Origin of the sequence: Winogradskya consettensis (assembly GCF_018332715.1) — a bacterium.
In the GTDB taxonomy this organism is placed as follows: domain Bacteria; phylum Actinomycetota; class Actinomycetes; order Mycobacteriales; family Micromonosporaceae; genus Actinoplanes; species Actinoplanes consettensis.
The window spans coordinates 100,614-115,925 of the sequence record NZ_BOQP01000006.1 but is presented as its reverse complement, the minus strand read 5'-3'; the positions used below and the strand labels follow the sequence as shown (position 1 = coordinate 115,925).

The 15,312-nt window shown below is 70.3% G+C and carries 17 protein-coding genes; 11 read left to right on the top strand and 6 right to left on the bottom strand.

The window, feature by feature from the left end:
- Positions 1-5 precede the first annotated feature (5 nt).
- Positions 6-605 (top strand): HIT family protein, encoded by a 600-nt coding sequence (locus Aco04nite_RS06280; RefSeq protein ID WP_212996225.1) that lies wholly within the window; start codon positions 6-8, stop codon positions 603-605.
- Here Aco04nite_RS06280 and Aco04nite_RS06275 read toward each other — a convergent pair.
- A complete protein-coding gene (locus Aco04nite_RS06275; protein ID WP_212996224.1) occupies positions 602-973 on the bottom strand; it encodes a nuclear transport factor 2 family protein in 372 nt (123 codons plus the stop codon). The genes Aco04nite_RS06280 and Aco04nite_RS06275 overlap by 4 nt on opposite strands.
- A 74-nt stretch (positions 974-1,047) precedes the next feature.
- On the opposite strand from Aco04nite_RS06275, the gene Aco04nite_RS06270 reads away from it, so the two are divergent.
- From Aco04nite_RS06270 to Aco04nite_RS06255, 4 genes are all read left to right on the top strand, one after another.
- On the top strand, positions 1,048-1,656 hold the full coding sequence (locus Aco04nite_RS06270) for a TetR/AcrR family transcriptional regulator (protein WP_212996223.1): 609 nt from the start codon (positions 1,048-1,050) through the stop codon (positions 1,654-1,656).
- Between the two features lie 52 nt (positions 1,657-1,708).
- Complete coding sequence (locus tag Aco04nite_RS06265) at positions 1,709-2,035, top strand: DMT family transporter (protein WP_203838487.1); 327 nt, start codon at positions 1,709-1,711, stop codon at positions 2,033-2,035.
- The gene (locus Aco04nite_RS06260) at positions 2,035-2,589 is read left to right on the top strand and encodes a TetR/AcrR family transcriptional regulator (RefSeq protein WP_212996222.1); all 555 of its coding nucleotides are present in this window, start codon (positions 2,035-2,037) and stop codon (positions 2,587-2,589) included. Before Aco04nite_RS06265 ends, Aco04nite_RS06260 begins: the two co-directional genes overlap by 1 nt.
- Before the next feature lie 129 nt (positions 2,590-2,718).
- On the top strand, positions 2,719-3,267 hold the full coding sequence (locus Aco04nite_RS06255) for a hypothetical protein (protein WP_212996221.1): 549 nt from the start codon (positions 2,719-2,721) through the stop codon (positions 3,265-3,267).
- Here Aco04nite_RS06255 and Aco04nite_RS06250 read toward each other — a convergent pair.
- Together Aco04nite_RS06250 and Aco04nite_RS06245 are read right to left on the bottom strand one after the other, a co-directional pair.
- Positions 3,235-4,800, bottom strand: a complete 1,566-nt coding sequence (locus Aco04nite_RS06250; protein ID WP_244875779.1) for a metallophosphoesterase family protein — start codon at positions 4,798-4,800, stop codon at positions 3,235-3,237. The genes Aco04nite_RS06255 and Aco04nite_RS06250 overlap by 33 nt on opposite strands.
- 52 nt (positions 4,801-4,852) lie before the next feature.
- Positions 4,853-6,127, bottom strand: coding sequence for a PQQ-dependent sugar dehydrogenase (locus Aco04nite_RS06245; protein ID WP_212996219.1), 1,275 nt, complete (start codon positions 6,125-6,127; stop codon positions 4,853-4,855).
- On the opposite strand from Aco04nite_RS06245, the gene Aco04nite_RS06240 reads away from it, so the two are divergent.
- The gene (locus Aco04nite_RS06240) at positions 6,107-7,033 is read left to right on the top strand and encodes a 2-hydroxyacid dehydrogenase (protein ID WP_212996218.1); all 927 of its coding nucleotides are present in this window, start codon (positions 6,107-6,109) and stop codon (positions 7,031-7,033) included. The genes Aco04nite_RS06245 and Aco04nite_RS06240 overlap by 21 nt on opposite strands.
- Here the strand turns inward: Aco04nite_RS06240 and Aco04nite_RS06235 are convergent.
- A complete protein-coding gene (locus tag Aco04nite_RS06235; protein ID WP_244875777.1) occupies positions 7,008-7,415 on the bottom strand; it encodes a PH domain-containing protein in 408 nt (135 codons plus the stop codon). The genes Aco04nite_RS06240 and Aco04nite_RS06235 overlap by 26 nt on opposite strands.
- A gap of 65 nt (positions 7,416-7,480) precedes the next feature.
- Between Aco04nite_RS06235 and Aco04nite_RS06230 the strand changes: the two genes are divergently transcribed.
- The 3 genes from Aco04nite_RS06230 to Aco04nite_RS06220 all read left to right on the top strand — a co-directional run bounded on the left by Aco04nite_RS06230 (position 7,481) and on the right by Aco04nite_RS06220 (position 11,736).
- Positions 7,481-8,569 carry a WD40/YVTN/BNR-like repeat-containing protein gene (locus tag Aco04nite_RS06230; protein WP_212996216.1) on the top strand — a complete coding sequence of 363 codons (1,089 nt, stop codon included), beginning with the start codon at positions 7,481-7,483 and terminating at the stop codon, positions 8,567-8,569.
- Positions 8,569-8,844, top strand: a complete 276-nt coding sequence (locus tag Aco04nite_RS06225) for a MoaD/ThiS family protein (protein ID WP_212996215.1) — start codon at positions 8,569-8,571, stop codon at positions 8,842-8,844. Before Aco04nite_RS06230 ends, Aco04nite_RS06225 begins: the two co-directional genes overlap by 1 nt.
- A 270-nt stretch (positions 8,845-9,114) precedes the next feature.
- A complete protein-coding gene (locus tag Aco04nite_RS06220) occupies positions 9,115-11,736 on the top strand; it encodes a putative bifunctional diguanylate cyclase/phosphodiesterase (protein ID WP_244875776.1) in 2,622 nt (873 codons plus the stop codon).
- Positions 11,737-11,776: 40 nt separating this feature from the next.
- Here the strand turns inward: Aco04nite_RS06220 and Aco04nite_RS06215 are convergent, their stop codons facing one another.
- Positions 11,777-11,995, bottom strand: coding sequence for a hypothetical protein (locus Aco04nite_RS06215; RefSeq protein WP_212996214.1), 219 nt, complete (start codon positions 11,993-11,995; stop codon positions 11,777-11,779).
- A gap of 202 nt (positions 11,996-12,197) precedes the next feature.
- Between Aco04nite_RS06215 and Aco04nite_RS06210 the strand changes: the two genes are divergently transcribed.
- Complete coding sequence (locus tag Aco04nite_RS06210; protein WP_212996213.1) at positions 12,198-13,220, top strand: LacI family DNA-binding transcriptional regulator; 1,023 nt, start codon at positions 12,198-12,200, stop codon at positions 13,218-13,220.
- Here the strand turns inward: Aco04nite_RS06210 and Aco04nite_RS06205 are convergent.
- Entirely contained in the window at positions 13,200-13,757 is a 558-nt protein-coding gene (locus tag Aco04nite_RS06205; protein WP_212996212.1) for a TetR/AcrR family transcriptional regulator, read from the bottom strand. The two genes, Aco04nite_RS06210 and Aco04nite_RS06205, sit on opposite strands and share 21 nt — an antisense overlap.
- 98 nt (positions 13,758-13,855) lie before the next feature.
- Between Aco04nite_RS06205 and Aco04nite_RS06200 the strand changes: the two genes are divergently transcribed.
- Complete coding sequence (locus Aco04nite_RS06200; RefSeq protein ID WP_212996211.1) at positions 13,856-15,310, top strand: MFS transporter; 1,455 nt, start codon at positions 13,856-13,858, stop codon at positions 15,308-15,310.
- Positions 15,311-15,312 lie beyond the last annotated feature (2 nt).

Genomic DNA, 15,312 nt, shown 5'->3' with positions numbered 1-15,312 from the left:
CGGGCATGGCGATGACACCCGAAGAGTTCTACAACCGTGCGGTTGCTGCCGCGGATGATGAGCAGCGACTTCCCCTGGCGCGCATGACGGGCTGGGACATCAGCCCGTTCGACCCGGATGGCCTGCGCGTGGCCCGGTTGCGTCCGCCGGTGCTGCCCGAGCCGCCCCGCCACGGTGAAGACCCGTCGGACTGCAGCTCGTGCCGGGACCGCGACAAGGGCATCTGGTTCAACGACCGGTGGCGGCTGACCCGGATCGCGAAGGTCGGCGTGCCGCTGGTGCTCATGCTGCACCCCCGCGACCACTACGACCTGGCAGACCTGCCCGACGACCTGGCAGCCGAGCTCGGCGTCCTGAGCACCCACATCGCCCGCCACGTGCAGGCCCTGCCGCACATCTCCCGCGCGCACCTCTACCGCGTCGGTGACGGCGGTGCCCATCTGCACCTCTGGTTCTTCGCCCGCCCCGAAGGGCAGTCCCAGTTGTACGGATCGTGGCTGGTCATCTGGGACGACCTGCTCCCCGAATACCCGGCCGACCTCGCCGACACGGACGCGAACGCCGTCGCCGACGCGCTCGTCACCTCGTTCGGCGGTCGCCGCTAGAACATCCCGTGCGGGTTCAGTGAGGTCTCGGGGACGGGCTGCATGACGTCCCAGTGCTCGACGATCTTGCCGTTGTCGAGCCGGAAGAACTCGACGATCGCCGTCCCGCGCTGGCCGGGCACCCGGATGCCGTGGACATGGGCCACCACGTAGTCCCCGTCGGCGAAGAGGTGCTTGACGTCAGCACGCAGGTCGGGGAAGTCCTCGGCCAGCCCCGCGACGAAGTCCCGGAAACCGTCCACGCCGTCGGCGATCCGCGGGTTGTGCTGCGTGTACGTGGTGCCGAGCAGCTCCGATGCGGCCGTGAAGTCCTTGTTGTTGAGCCCGGCCTCATAGAACGCGAGCACGATCTCCTTGTTGGAGCGCATCGTCTTCTCCTTAGGTGAACTGTTGTAGCGCTACGACCGTAGCGCTACAACCGACGCCATACAATGGACCGACCATGACGAACACTCCGGCGACCCGTGGTCGCAACCAGCGTGGGCGGGGCAACCTGCTGCGGGATGACATCGTCTCGGCCACACTGCGGCTCCTGGACGAGGCGGCCGAGGACGAGACCCTTTCGCTGCGTGCCGTCGCCCGGGAGCTCGGCATCGCCACGACCTCGATCTATCTGCACTTCCCCGACCGGGACGCACTGGTCCTGGCCGCGCTGCGCAGTTGTCACGACGATCTGATGGCGGCCGTCGAGCGGGCCGAGAAGTCGGCAGGCGACCCGGCTGAGGGGTTGCGTGAGCGGACGCTCGTGCTCGCCGGCTGGGCCGAGCGGCATCCGGGTCTCTACAAAGTCCTGCACGAGAGCGCCCTGAACCGGCGAGCGGACATGTCCTTCAAGCTGGTCATGGCGGAGCGCTCGGTCGCCGCTGTGCAGCGCTGCATCGACGCCGGGCTGGTCGCCGCGGATGAGGATGCCGAAGTGATCGCGCTCGACCTGCGGGCGGCGGTGCACGGCGCGGTGTCGCTCCGGCTCAACGAGCCGGGGTCGTCCGGCTCACCCGTTGATCGGCAGATCGATCGGTTCCTCGTCAAGATCGTCGGAATCGGATTCTAGTTGTACGATCGTACTTGTACTTTTGTACTACACGGGATCTGGGGCGTACGTCGTGGCTTATCTGTATCTGGTGGGGGCCATCGCGGCCGAGGTGTTCGGGACCAGCCTCTTGAAGGCGACCGACGGGTTCACGCGGCTGTGGCCCACGGTGGCCTGCCTGGCCGGTTATGTGTTGTCGTTCGTGCTGCTGTCGCAGGCGATCAAGGGCGTGCAGGTCGGGGTGGCGTACGCGATCTGGTCCGGGCTGGGGACTGCGGCGATTGTCACCATCGGTGCGGCCTTTCTGAACGAGCCGATCACCGTTGTCAAGGTCGTGGGAGTGAGCCTGATCGTCGCGGGAGTGGTGACGCTGAACGTCGGTGGGGCGGCACAGCACTGATGGGTGCTCAGCAGAAGCGGGCGCGTGATCCCGGTGCGCGGCGGCGGGCGCTCGCCGAGGCCGCGCTCGAGGTCATCGCCGAGGTGGGCATCGGGCGGACCACGCATCGGGCGGTCGCGCTGCGGGCCGGGTTACCGCTGGGGGCCACGACGTACTACTTTCCGACGCTGGACGATCTCATCGGCGCCGCCCTGCAGCACGCGGCTGAGGAGTTGCGGGTCGAGCTGGACGGCTGGGCTGAACGGCTGGGCGGTGCCGACGATGTGCCGGCCGAGTTGACCGGGCTGGTCCAGGGGTATCTCGGCGATCGGCGCCGGGTGCAGGTCGAGTACGAGCTCTACGTCGCCGCTGCCCGTGATCCCCGGCTGCGGCCGCTCGCCCGGGGGTGGCTGGACGGGATGGGGCGGATGCTCGAGCCGTACGCGGGCGGGGCCGCCGGGGACGTTGTCGCGCTGGTCGACGGGGTGATCCTGCAGGCGATGGTCACGGGATCCGACGTCGACGGCGATCGGCTCACCGCAGCGGTGCGGCGGCTCATCGCCGACGAGGCGTGAGGCATCGGCCAGTCATGCGATGGCGGCCAGGCCGTGGGTAGGAGCGCCGGCTGTCTACCTTGGAGGGCGTGCGGCGGGCCGGGGTGATTGTCGGGCGGGTGGCAGGGTGTTTTGCTCTGCTGCTCGGCCTTGGCGGCCTTGGCGGCCTTGGCGGCGGGTGCCTGGATCCGGCCCGATCTGGCGGCTGCGCTGGGGGCATTGCTCTGGTGTCTGGTGCTGGTGGCGCTCTATGCGGCTGCGGCGGGGGCGCGTTACCGGGTTCGGTTCGGATGGCTGTATGCGGTCTGGGCGCTGAGTGCGCTCCTGATGGGGCAGGTCACCACGGGGGCGTGGGCCGCGGTGCTGAGTGCGCGGGGTGAGGAGGTGGTTGCCACCTCGGCCGTGAAGCATGAGAGCAGGACCGGCGACACCTACACGCTCCGGTCCGGGGGCGAGTTGATCCCGGGGCGGCTCACCAGCTGGCCCGAGCGCAGGAGCGAGGTTGAGGCCGTGGTCGTCGTGCGGGATCCGGCCGGGCTGGTCGATCCGCGGCTACCGGAAGAGCTGGCCCAGGCGCGGGACGCCTTTTGGCCCTTGTTGCTGATCCTGCTCGCTGTGATCGGGGCGTTGAGCGTGCCGGCCTACTGGGTTCCCGGGGATGAAAGATCAGCGGCTGGGAGTGACGCCGTTGACCACTGAGGGGTTGGTGGTCGGGCGGGGATCTTCCGCGCCGACGACGTTGCGCTGGACCGTGACGTTGGATTGGCCGGTGCCGCCGAGCTGGATGTCGTCGTAGGCCTTGAGGGACTGGTTCTCGTCGAAGTAGAGGACCGACATCTGCAGCGGGGTCGGCTCCTCCTTCTCCAGGCCGCGCAGGCCGGCGCCGCCCGTCGAGCCCTCCACCAGCAGCCGGGTCTCGATCGGGGCGGTGGCCGGAGCGGGTGACGCGGCCGGAGACGCGGACGGGTCGGCCGTGGGCGCCCCGAGGACGCTCACCTCGCGTTTGTGGGTGTGACCGGCCAGGACCAGCGGGACCGTTCCGGACAGCGGGGGTGCCATCGCCGGGTCGTGGACCAGGGCCACACCGACGCGGGTCTTGGCGGCCCGGATGGTGTCCGCGAGCTGGTCACCGGCGGCGAGCAGGGGATTCGTAGCCAGGTCGTCGGAGTTGGCCGGCGCCTCGGTTTCGCTCTTGTCGGGAGTGAATTCAGGGTCACCGATGCCCGCGATGGTCAGGCCGTTGATCGTGATGATCGTGTTGTCCAGAACCTTGGCGTTCTTCTGGCGGGCGACCGCTGCCTGGATGGCCGACGAGTCGTGGTTGCCTCGGACATAGATGTACGGGACGCCGACCGTGGCGATGTTGTTCACATAGGTGGTTTCCGCGCTGCTGCCCCAGTCGACGATGTCGCCCGTGTCGATGATCGCGTCGATGTCCCACTGCTTGACCACCGTCTTGATGACGCTCCAGGACGCCGGGTTCAGGTGCAGGTCGGAGATGTGCAGGATGCGGGTGGTGTTGCCGGCCGGCTGTACGGGCAGCGTCGACACCGTGGTGTAGATGCGGCTCACATTGCTGACGAGCTCGGCGAGCTGGTCGGCGTACCTGCCGTAGTTGTCCGCGATCTTGCGGGCGTCACCGACCACGGCGGGCGCGTTGACCAGCAGGCCCTCGTAGCGGGGTTCGCTGATCGAGTCGGGGCGGACGGTGCCGGCCGCCAGGCCGAGGCTGCCGCCCGTGACGACCAGCGCGAGCACGCCGGCGGCGGCGACCTTGCGGATGTTGCGGAAGATCAGCGCGGAGAGGATCAGCGAGCAGACGATCGCCGCACCGAGCGCGCGCAGGCCCAGCTGCATGACGCCCTTGGTCACGTCGTCGACCGCGGACTGACCGGCCGCGCTGATCGCGGTCGGGTCGTCGATAAGCGCCGCGGTGCGTTCCTGGTCGAGCGAGCCGAGGTCCACCTTGAGGTGGATGGGGCCGTCGTGGCTGTCCAGGTGCAGCGAGCCCAGCGGCGGGATGTCGATCTCCGTGCCGCCCTGGATCGACGGGGTGATCGACATGTCGGCGCGGAACGGGCCCACCCCGATCTGGGTGTGGGCGAGCAGCATCACGCCCACGACCACGCCGGTCAGGCCGACCAGCAGGACCGCGGCCCATCGCCCGAGACGTCGGGTCCAGACGTGTCGCCAGACCCGGTTTGCCACTGCATTCGCTCGCGTGATTGTCATATTCATGGTCAACGGCTCACCTGCCCCCGCGTGTAAGTCGGCAAACCAGGCCCTAGCTCCGCCCGGCTCCTCCGCCGGAGAGAACCAGGCGCAGAATCCGGTCGTCCTCGGGATCCGGGGTGGCGCCTTCCTCCTGGTTGGAGGTGGCGACCCAGAGTGAGCCGTCCGGGGCGGCGGCCAGCGCGCGCAACCGGCCGAACTCGCCCTTGAGCAGCGCCTGCGGCTGCCCGATCAGCGTGCCGTTGCCGGTCACGTTGAGCATCCAGAGCTGCTGGCCGTCCCGGCAGGCGGTCGCGATAATGCGTTCCATGACGGCCACGCCGGAGCAGTTGGACTCGGCGTTCGGCCAGCTGACCAGCGGATTGGTGTATTTGGCGTCGGTGCCGGCGCCCTCGACGGCGGCCCAGCCGTAATTCTTGCCCTTGACGATGACGTTGAGCTCGCTGGTCCTGCTCTGGTCGGACTCGCTCGCATAGAGGCGCTTGCCGGAGTCCCAGGCGAGTCCCTGCACGTCACGGTGCCCCGACGACCACACCGGCGATGCCTTCGCCGGGTTGCCCTGAGCCGGGTTGCCCGGAGCCGGCTTGCCGTCCGCGGTGATCCGGAGAATCTTGCCGCCGAGGCTTTTCGGGTCCTGCGCCTGCACACCGTTGGTAGCGTCGCCCGTCGTCACGTAGAGGAACCCGTCCGGCCCGAACGCGAGCTGACCGCCGTTGACGTCCGTCGCGTGCGGGATGCCGGTCAGGATCGGCTGCGGCTTGCCCTTGAGCGTCAGTTTCGCGACCCGGTTGTCCTTCGTCGTCGAGTAGTAGACGAAGACGGTCTTGTCGGTCGCGTACTTCGGGGAGACCGCGATGCCCAGCAGGCCGCCGTCGCCACCCGCGGTGACCTCGGAGAGTCGCTGCACTTCCGTCACTTTGAGGGTGTCGCCGTCGGTCTCCGGCCCCACCTGCAGGATGCGGGCCGTGTCGCGCTCGGTGACCAGCGCCGAGCCGTCGGGCAGGAAGGCCATGCCCCACGGCACCTCGAGACGCTTGGCCAGCACGGTGACCGCCACCTCCTGCTGCTCGTCGGCCGAGGCGGAAGCGGTGGCGGCGGCGGAAGGCTTCGGCAGATTGGGTGGCTCGCCCGCCACATCGGGGTCCGGCGGGCCGAAGCTGCACGCGGTGGTCAGGAACAGCACGGAGCCGAGAGCAACGGCACACGTGCGGGCGCGGCGACTGCGCACGATCACACGACCTCCTCGTTCACCAGACCAGGGTAGCCGCGCCCGCTGGGAAGCCCTGGCCGGACTAGTTTGTAGGGCGTGAAGGTGTGGATCGCACATGAGAAGGGCCGCGGGCTGCTCGGCGAGCTGCCCGCCGGCGTCGAGGTCGAGGTCTGCGAGGACGCCGGCACCTGGCCGTCCGATCCCGGGGAGGTCGACTTCTGGGTGCCGCCCTTCCTCTCGACGGCACGGGCGGCCGATCAGCTGCCCAAACTCGGCGCGCTCAAGGTCGTCCAGTTGCTGTCCGCGGGTGCGGACGCCTGGGTCGGGCAGGTGCCCCCGGGGGTGACTCTGTGCGATGCCCGAGGCGTGCATGACAAACCCGTCGCTGAGTGGGTGGTTGGTGCGGCGATCGCTGCGCTGCGTCAATTCCCTGATTTTGTACGCGCACAGCAGCGCGAGGAGTGGTCATTCAGCTCCTTCACCCCCACGCGCGAACTGACCGGCAAACGGGTCCTGATCGTCGGCGCGGGGTCCATCGGCCTGGCCGTCGAGGAGCACCTGGCGCCGTTCGGCGTGACGATCACCCGCGTCGCCCGGACAGCGCGGCCCGCCGAGGGTGTGCACAGCGTCGACGAGCTGCCCACCCTGCTCCCGGACGCCGAGATCGTGGTGCTCCTGGTGCCGCTGACCGAGCAGACGCGGGGCTTGGTCGACGCCGCGTTCCTGGCCGCGATGCCCGACGGGGCGCTGCTGATCAACGCCGCCCGGGGCCCGGTCGCCGACACCGCGGCGCTGCTCACCGAGGTCGCCACGGGCCGCATCTCCGCCGCGCTCGACGTGACCGACCCGGAGCCGCTGCCCGAGGGGCACCCGCTCTGGAAGCTGCCGAACGTCTTCATCACGCCACACACCGGCGGCTCGGTGGTCGGGTTGCTGCCGAGGGCGTATGCGCTGGCCGGCGATCAGGTGCGCCGCTTCGCTGCGGGGGAGCCGCTGATCAATCAGGTGTCGGGGGGCTACTGACTTCCTGGCTCCCGGTGTTCAGTTCCTGACCACCCGCGGCCAGGACCTCGGGGAGGTTACCTTCGGTGACCCCGGTCAGCGCCAGGACCTTACCGTCGGTGAGCAGCGCCGAGATCCGGCCGCGCCGGTCGGGCCCGAGCTCGGCGACGCGGGACCAGGGCACCTCGGTGCTGCCGAAGAGCGCCCGCACCCGCAACCCCTCGGTGGTGACATCGGTGCCGGCCCGGAACGCCCAGATCAGCACGAAGAGCGGGATCAGCAGCAACGGCGCCAGCACCCACTTGCCCCCGGCGAACGGCACGGCGCTGACGAACGCGATGAAGGCGGCGAGGACCAGGGCGCCAGATCGGCGTACGCGGAAAACGGGCTTCTTGCTGCTCACGTTCCCCATCCTCCCATCGGGTATCAGCCGGATTTTTGTCGGACCCCGGGCGGATACTCCCAGCCATGACCGCGACGCTCGCCATCGGCACCAGCAAGGGCCTCTTCCTGGCCTCCAGCGACGACGACCGGCGGAGCTGGCGACTCAGCTCCGCGCATTTCCCGGGCACGGCTGTCTACGCCGTGGCCTTCGACACCAGCAGACCCGTGCCGCGCCTCCTGGCCGGCATCGACAGCTCCCACTTCGGCCCGACGGTGACCGTCAGCGACGACTACGGCGCGACCTGGCAGGAGCCCGACCACGCGCCGCTGGCCTTCCCCGGTGACACGGGGGCGGCAGTCGAGCGCGTGTGGCAGATCACCCCGGCCGGGCCCGTCGTGTGGGCGGGCACCCAGCCCTCGGCGCTGTGGCGCTCCACGGACGGCGGGCTCACCTATGAGCTGGTCCGCGGCCTGTGGGACCACCCGCACCGCCCCGACTGGGGAGCCGGCTTCGGTGGCCAGGCGATCCACACGATCCTCCCGCACCCCCACGACAGCCGGAAGGTCCTGGTCGCGATGTCCACGGGCGGTGTCTACCGCACCTCGGACGGCGGCGAGACCTGGGCACCCGCCAACCGGGGTATCAAGGCCTACTTCCTGCCCGACCCGTGGCCCGAGTTCGGCCAGTGCGTGCACAAGGTCGCCCGGGACGCCGCCGATCCGGACAGCTACTACGCCCAGAACCACCACGGCGTCTACCGCACCACGGACGGCGGCGACTCGTGGCAGTCCATCGCGGCCACGCTGCCCGCCGACTTCGGCTTCACCATGGTCACCCACCCGGCCCGCGGCGGCACGATCTGGAGCTTCCCCCTGGTCAGCGATGGCCGGCGCGAGCCGGTGGACCTGCGCTGCCAGGTCTTCCGCTCCACCGACGCCGGCGATACCTGGCAAGCCCAGCACCAAGGCCTTCCCGACGACCCGTATTACCCGGTGGTCCTGCGCGACGCCATGTGCACCGACAACGCGACGACGGCCGGGGTCTACTTCGGCAGCCGCGCCGGCGACGTCTACGCGAGCCGCGACGAGGGGGAGACCTGGTCCACCGTGGCCGCCCACCTGCCGGATGTGCTCTGCGTGCGCGCGGTGACGTCGGGAGGGGTGGGTCACTGATGCCGGTCGTGCTGGTTCCGGGCGCGCTGCGGGCCGAGGCCGGGGGTGAGGGGCGGCTGAACGTCGAGGCCGACGGGTCGCTGCGGGCGGTGCTGGACGAGATCGGGCAGCGATGGCCGCGGCTCGAGCGCCGGTTGCGTGACGAGACCGGGGTGCTCCGGCGGTATGTGAACGTCTATGTGGACGGTGAGGACTGCCGGCGGTCGGGTGGGCTGGACACCCCGGTGCCCGCCGCGGCCGAGATCCAGGTGCTGCCCTCGGTCGCCGGCGGCTGAGGTCTGAGCGCTGCGGGCTGAGGACTGCGGGCTGAGGGCGGGGGCTGCGGGCTGAGGGCGGGGGGCTGGCGGGTGCAACGCCTGGTCAGGCGGGCCGCGCGGAGTGCGTACCGAGAAAAGCAGGATGATCGGCTTGTCCATAACAGACGTTCCGCGAGTGCGAAGGGGGTCGGGCCGCACGTAACCTGTCCGGGGGATGGTCGTTACCCGCAGTGGGAGCCTCCCCTCAGCGCCCGCAAGCCCCTCGAGCTTTCAAGGATCCCGACCACCGTGGCAGTGTCGCCCCTCGCGCGCCCCACCTCGCGGGTCAGCACCCGTGTGGCGTTTTTGCTCGCCCCCGTCGTGGCTGCCGGTGTGCTCGTTGCCGGGTTGGCCGGGTTGCTGCCCGTGCTCGTCTCGCTTGCCGCCGGTGTCGGCATCGCCGCGGTCTTCGCGACCGGGGTGCTGTGGCGCACCGCGCTGGCCATCCATCACGACGAGCGGGGTTTCGCGGCGTGCCGGGGTGCGGGGCTGATCGGGGTCGCCGCGTTGCTGACGGCCGTGACCTGCGGTGTGCTGGCGCTCGACGATCCTGGCGCCGACTGGTTCGTCTCGGTGGGCGTCGCGGGCGTGGCGACGTTCTTCGTGCTCGGCACCATGCTGCTACCCGGTGCCGCCGCGACCGTCGCCGTGCGGTTGCGGCGGATGTTCGACGGGTTGGGGCTGGGTATCAGCCTGGGGTTCGCCGCATACCTCGTCACGACGATGCGGGAAACCCCGTATGCCGCGCTGGCCTGCACGCTGTGCGCCGCTTCCGGCATCTCGATGGTCACGGTGATCGTGTTGCGGGCGCGGATCCACCGGCCGGCGGCGTTGCGGTGTGGTGCGGGGGCGATCGTGCTGTTGATCGCGCTCAGCACCGTGGCGAACTTCGTGCTGTCCGACATCGGCGGGTGGGGGATCTCGCTGTGCGGGCTGGCGATCGTGGGCGGTCTGACGCTGACCGCCGAGGGTGGCTCGCGCCGGCACCTGCCCGAGCGGATCACGCCACGCGAGCCCGACCAGTATCTGTCGAGCTATCCGTTGCTCGCGGTCCCGGCCGGGGTCGGCGTGGTCGCCGCGCTCTACCACCTGATCTTCGTGGGGGACTTCGACACCGTCGGGGTGGTCCTCGGCATTCTGATGGTCGCCGTGCTGACCATGCGGGAGCTGCTGGTCGTCAGCGACATCCGGTCCTACACCGGGCAGCTGGCCACGAAGGAAGCCCACTTCCGCTCCCTGGTCGCCGGTGCCACCGACCTCACCCTGGTGCTCGACGACAAGCTGACCGTCCGCTGGCAGTCGCCGGCCGCCGCGCGGCTGTTCGGGCTCGCGGACTCCGAGGTGATCGGGCGGACCTTCCTCGACCTGATCCATCCCGAGGACGTCCGCGGGGCACAGGCCGGCATCGAGGCGCTGCTCGCCGGCGAACACGGCGACGGGCCGCCCGCGCTGCTCAACGCCCGGCTCTGCGACGGGCACGGCGTCTGGCGCGACACCGAGTCCACCGTGGCCGACCAGCGGTCCGTGCCGGAGGTCGCCGCGCTCGTCGTCCATGTGCGGGACGTCGGGGAACGGCGACATCTGGAACGTACGCTGCACAAGCTCTCCTACACCGACCAGCTCACCGGCCTGGCGAACCGCCGCGCCCTGATGCGGGACCTCCTGGAGTTCCGTCGCCGCGCGGGCCAGCAGGGCACCCTGCTCGTGATCGATCTGCACGGCCTCGCCGAGATCAACGACACCCGGGGCCGCGAGACCGGGGACGCCGTCCTCATCGAGGTCGCCCGTCGCATCCGCGCGCTGCTCGGCCCGGACGACGTCCCGGCGCGGCTCGGCGGCGACGAGTTCGCGGTGCTGACCACGGACGGGGCAGTCCTCGCGTACGCCCTGGCCACCCGCATCGTCACCGCCGTGGTCGAGCCCTACCAGCTCCCCGGCGTGATCGTCGAGCTGCGCACCAGCATCGGCCTCGCGGAACTCTCCGGCGGCAAGGACTCCGACGAGGTCGTCCGGCACGCCGACCTGGCCCGCAGCCGCGCCTTCCAGCTCGGCAGGGACCGCGTCGAGTGGTACGACACCGACGTCGAGATCCAGCTCCACCGCCGCATGGACCTCGAACGGGAGCTCCTCGGCGCCCCCGACCGCGGCGAACTCGACCTCGTCTTCCAGCCGGTCCTCAACCTCGCCGACGACCAGCCGGTCGGCGTCGAAGCCCTCCTGCGCTGGCGCCACCCCACCCTCGGCACCATCCTCCCCGCCGAGCTCCTCCCCATCGCCCGGGCCGTGGGCTGCGCCGCCGAACTCGACGAATGGGTCCTCGAAGCCGCCTGCCGCCACCTGGCAGGCTGGTCAACCGGCGACACCGACTTCTGGCTCTCGGTCAACATCGCCCCCCGCGAGCTCCTCACCGCCCGCTTCCCGGAACACGTCGCCGAAATCCTCGCCCGCTACGCCATCGCCCCCGAACGCCTCGTCATCGACGTCCAGGAAACCTGGATCGCCGAAGACGTCCCCGCCATCGTCGCGGCCCTCTCCGGCCTGCGGAAACTAGGCGTCCGAGCCGCCCTCGACGACTTCGGCGCCGGCCAGGCCTCTCTGGCCCACCTGCGCCGTCTCCCGGTCGACATCCTCAAACTCGACCAGTCCCTCATCACCCAGCAACTCCCGCACCCCACCACCCCCGCGGTCATCGACGTCGTGGTCAGCCTCGGCCGCCGCCTCGGCCTCCAGATCGTCGCCAAAGGCCTCGAGACCCCCGAGCAGATCGACCGCGCCCGCCAGGCCGGCTGCCACTTCGGCCAGGGCTTCAAACTCGGCCGCCCGGCTCCGGCCGAGCGCATGGAAGCCTATTTGGAAACCCACCGAGGATAGGTACGCCCACAGTGCCGCACGCAGGCCATCGGCTGACGGTTCAGTCGCTGTAACGGAGGCCGGGGGTGTCGATGACGCAGCAGGTGCCGTTCAGGATTTCGAGGAGTTCGTCGCGGGTGCGGGCGATCTCGTCCTCCGGGATGTCGAGCTGGAGTTCGTGCAGCGTCGGGAAGCCCAGCTCCGTCGCCGCGCGCTCGCCGTATTCGAAGGTGAGATCGCCGCCGCGGAGCGTCCACGATCGGATCGGGCCGAAGACCACGGTCCCGGCGCCGTGACCACCTCTTCCGCCCCGCGGTCCTCGAGCCAGCGGATCTGGAGGATGGGTACGCCGGCCGCGGAGAGGGAGACCAGGGAGTCCTGGACGTGTACGCCGTCGATCTGGGTCACGTACCGATTCTCCTCGTGATCCGGGCGTTTTCCAGGCGCGGTAGCGTGGGAGTCTGTGCTCTGGGAGGCCTGCAGTGAAACGCCCCACTATCGCCGACATCGCGCGGCGTGCCGGCGTGTCCAAGGGTGCGGTCTCGTACGCGCTCAATGGTCAGCCCGGTGTTTCCGATGCCACGCGGGAGCGCATCGTCGCCATCGCGCGGGAGATCGGCTTCAACCCCAACAGCGCGGCGCGGGCCCTTTCCGGTGCGAGTTCCCGGGCGATCGGGCTGACACTGTGCCGGCCGGCGCGGATGCTCAGTGTCGAGCCGTTCTTCATGGGCCTGATCAGCGGGTTCGAGCAGGTGCTGGCCGCCCGGTCGTACGCGCTGATGTTGCAGGTCGTCCCCGACCCGGAGACCGAGATCGAGGTCTACCGCCGCTGGTGGGGTGAGCGCCGGGTCGACGGCGTGCTCGTCACGGATCTGCGCGAGAACGACATTCGCATCCCCGTCCTCGACGAGCTGCAGTTGCCGGCGGTGGTCATCGGGGGTCCGGGTGACACGGGCCGCCTGACGCAGGTCCGCTCCGATGACGCCGGCCCGATCCGGGAGGCGATGGCCCATCTGATCGGGCTCGGTCACCGCCGGATCGCCCGGGTGGGTGGGCCTCCGGAAATGCTGCACACGCGTACGCGTACCCGGGCATTCGACGAGGCCTGCCAGACGCTCGGCCTGCCGGAAGCAGTGACGGTCTCCTCCGACTACACCGGTGAGGAGGGCAGCCGCGCGACCCGTGACCTGCTCGCCCGCCCGGACCGCCCCACCGCGATCATCTATGACAACGACGTCATGGCAGTCGCCGGGCTCGCGGTCGCCCAGGAGATCGGCCTCTCCGTCCCCGCGGACCTCTCCATCGTGGCCTGGGACGACTCACCGCTCTGCTCACTGGTCCACCCGCCCCTGACCGCCCTGACCCGCGACGTCCCGGCCTACGGAGCCCACGCCGCCCGCCAGCTCCTGGCCGCCATCGCCGGCGAACCGGTCTCCGACGCGGAGGAGCAGTCCGCGCACCTCACCCCGCGAGGGAGCACGGCCTCACCCGCTGCGCGCGTGTAGTCCGGCGAGTGCCGCGTCGAGGATCGGCTGCCGGTATTCCGGGGTGCCGGGGATCTTCGCGATCGCCATCACGAGGTCGAGGATCTGGTCGAGGTCGAGCTCGCCGGCGATCTGATGGGCTTCCTGGGCGGCGGTGAGCAGCGGCCGCCCGGCGGTGAGCATGCGGCCCCGGGTGTCGAAGACGGGATCGGTCCTGTCGGTGTGCTCGAGCAGCCCGATGACGACCGGCCGCTTGGTGGTGACGTACTGGAAGAACCGGCGCAACCAGGCGGTGAGCCGGTCCCTCGGGGTGTCGCCCTCGACCGTCGCGGCGGCGGCGCAGACCTCATCGACCTCGTCGACGAGCAGTGCCTCCAGGAGCTCGTGGCGGGTCGCGAAGTTGCGGTAGAGCGTCGCCGGGCCGACCCCGGATCTCCGGGCGATCTCGGCCATGGACGTCTCGGTGCCGGTGGCGGCGAAAGCGGTGCGGGCCGCGTCGAGGATCCGCTGGCGGTTGCGGGCGGCGTCGGCTCTCCTGGCGGGCGGATGGTCAGGCATGCGATCGTCCTTGCATAAGTGGATAGGGTCTCCGTATGGTGATGTGAACACCCTCTCCGTTTCATCGGAGACTCTACCGACCCGTCCGAGGATCCGCCATGAGTGCACCGACAACCACCCCTGTTCACCGCCGGCTGGTGCTGGCGATCTGCTGTCTCAGCGTGGGCGTGACCGGCATCGACCTCACGATCGTCAACGTCGCGCTGCCGTCGATCGGCAGGGACCTGCACGCTTCCGTCAGCGCCCTGCAATGGACGGTCGACGCGTACTCGCTGGTCATGGCATGTCTGCTGTTGCTGTCCGGCTCGATGGCCGACCGCTTCGGCCGTAAGCGGATCTTCCAGCTCGGGCTGGCCCTGTTCTCGCTCAGCTCCGTGGTGTGCGCCCTGGCACCCAGCGTCGGGTGGCTGATCGCCTTCCGCAGCCTGCAGGCGGTGGGTGGCTCGATGCTCAACCCGGTTGCGATGTCGATCATCGTCAGCGTGTTCACCGACAGGCGGGAACGGGCGCGAGCGGTCGGCGTGTGGGCATCGGTCATCGGGATCACCATCGCGGCTGGCCCCGTACTCGGCGGCGTGCTGGTCAGCGGGATCGCGTGGCAGTCGGTGTTCTGGGTCAACGTCCCGATCGGGATCGCCGCCATCGCGCTCACCCAGCGGTTCGTCCCCGAGTCCCGGGCGGCCCGGGCCCGCGCGTTCGACCCGGTCGGCCAGGCGCTGATCATCGTCCTGTTCGCGTCGATCATCGCCGCGACGATCGAGGGCCCCCGTCTCGGCTGGACGGACCCCCGGATCGCCGGGCTGGTCGCCCTCGCCGTCCTCGCCCTCACCGGGATCCTCGTCGTCGAGCCCCGTCGCTCCGAGCCCCTGATCGACCTGCGGTTCTTCCGTAGCCCGCCGTTCTCCGGCGCGAACACGATCTCCGTGGCGATGTCGGCCTGTCTCGGCGGGTTCTTCTTCCTCACGACCCTCTACCTCCAGGACGTCCGCCACTTCAGCCCGCTGCGCGCCGGACTGATGATCATTCCGCTGGCCGTGGGGCAGGCCGTCGCCGCCAATCTCTCCGGGCGGCTGGTCGCTTCCCGGGGTGCCCGCCTGCCCCTCACGCTGGGCGGCGCGCTCCTCGCCACCGGCGCCTTCCTGCTCGTACCCGTGACCGGGCACACGGGGAGCGGCTATCTCCTGGCCGCCTACGCGATCTTCGGTCTCGGCGCGGGCCTGGTCAGCCCGCCGGTCACCACCACCGCCGTCTCCGGGCTGCCGCCCGACCAGGTCGGTGTCGCCGGCGCGCTCGCCGCCAGCGCCCGCCAGTTCGGCATCTCCATCGGCGTCGCCGTCACCGGCTCGATCGTGGGGAGCGCCGACTTCATCGCCGCCGGCCACGTCGCCTGGGCCATCCTCGGGGCCTGCGGACTCGTCGCGCTCACACTCGGCTTCATCTCCACCAGCTCGTGGGCCAGGGCCGCCGCCGCTCGCAACGGTGAGCGGCTGGCCGTCGCGCCGATCGCTGAATCTGAGGGGCTGCGGAGCCCGGTTCGGCCGATGGGTGGCTAATG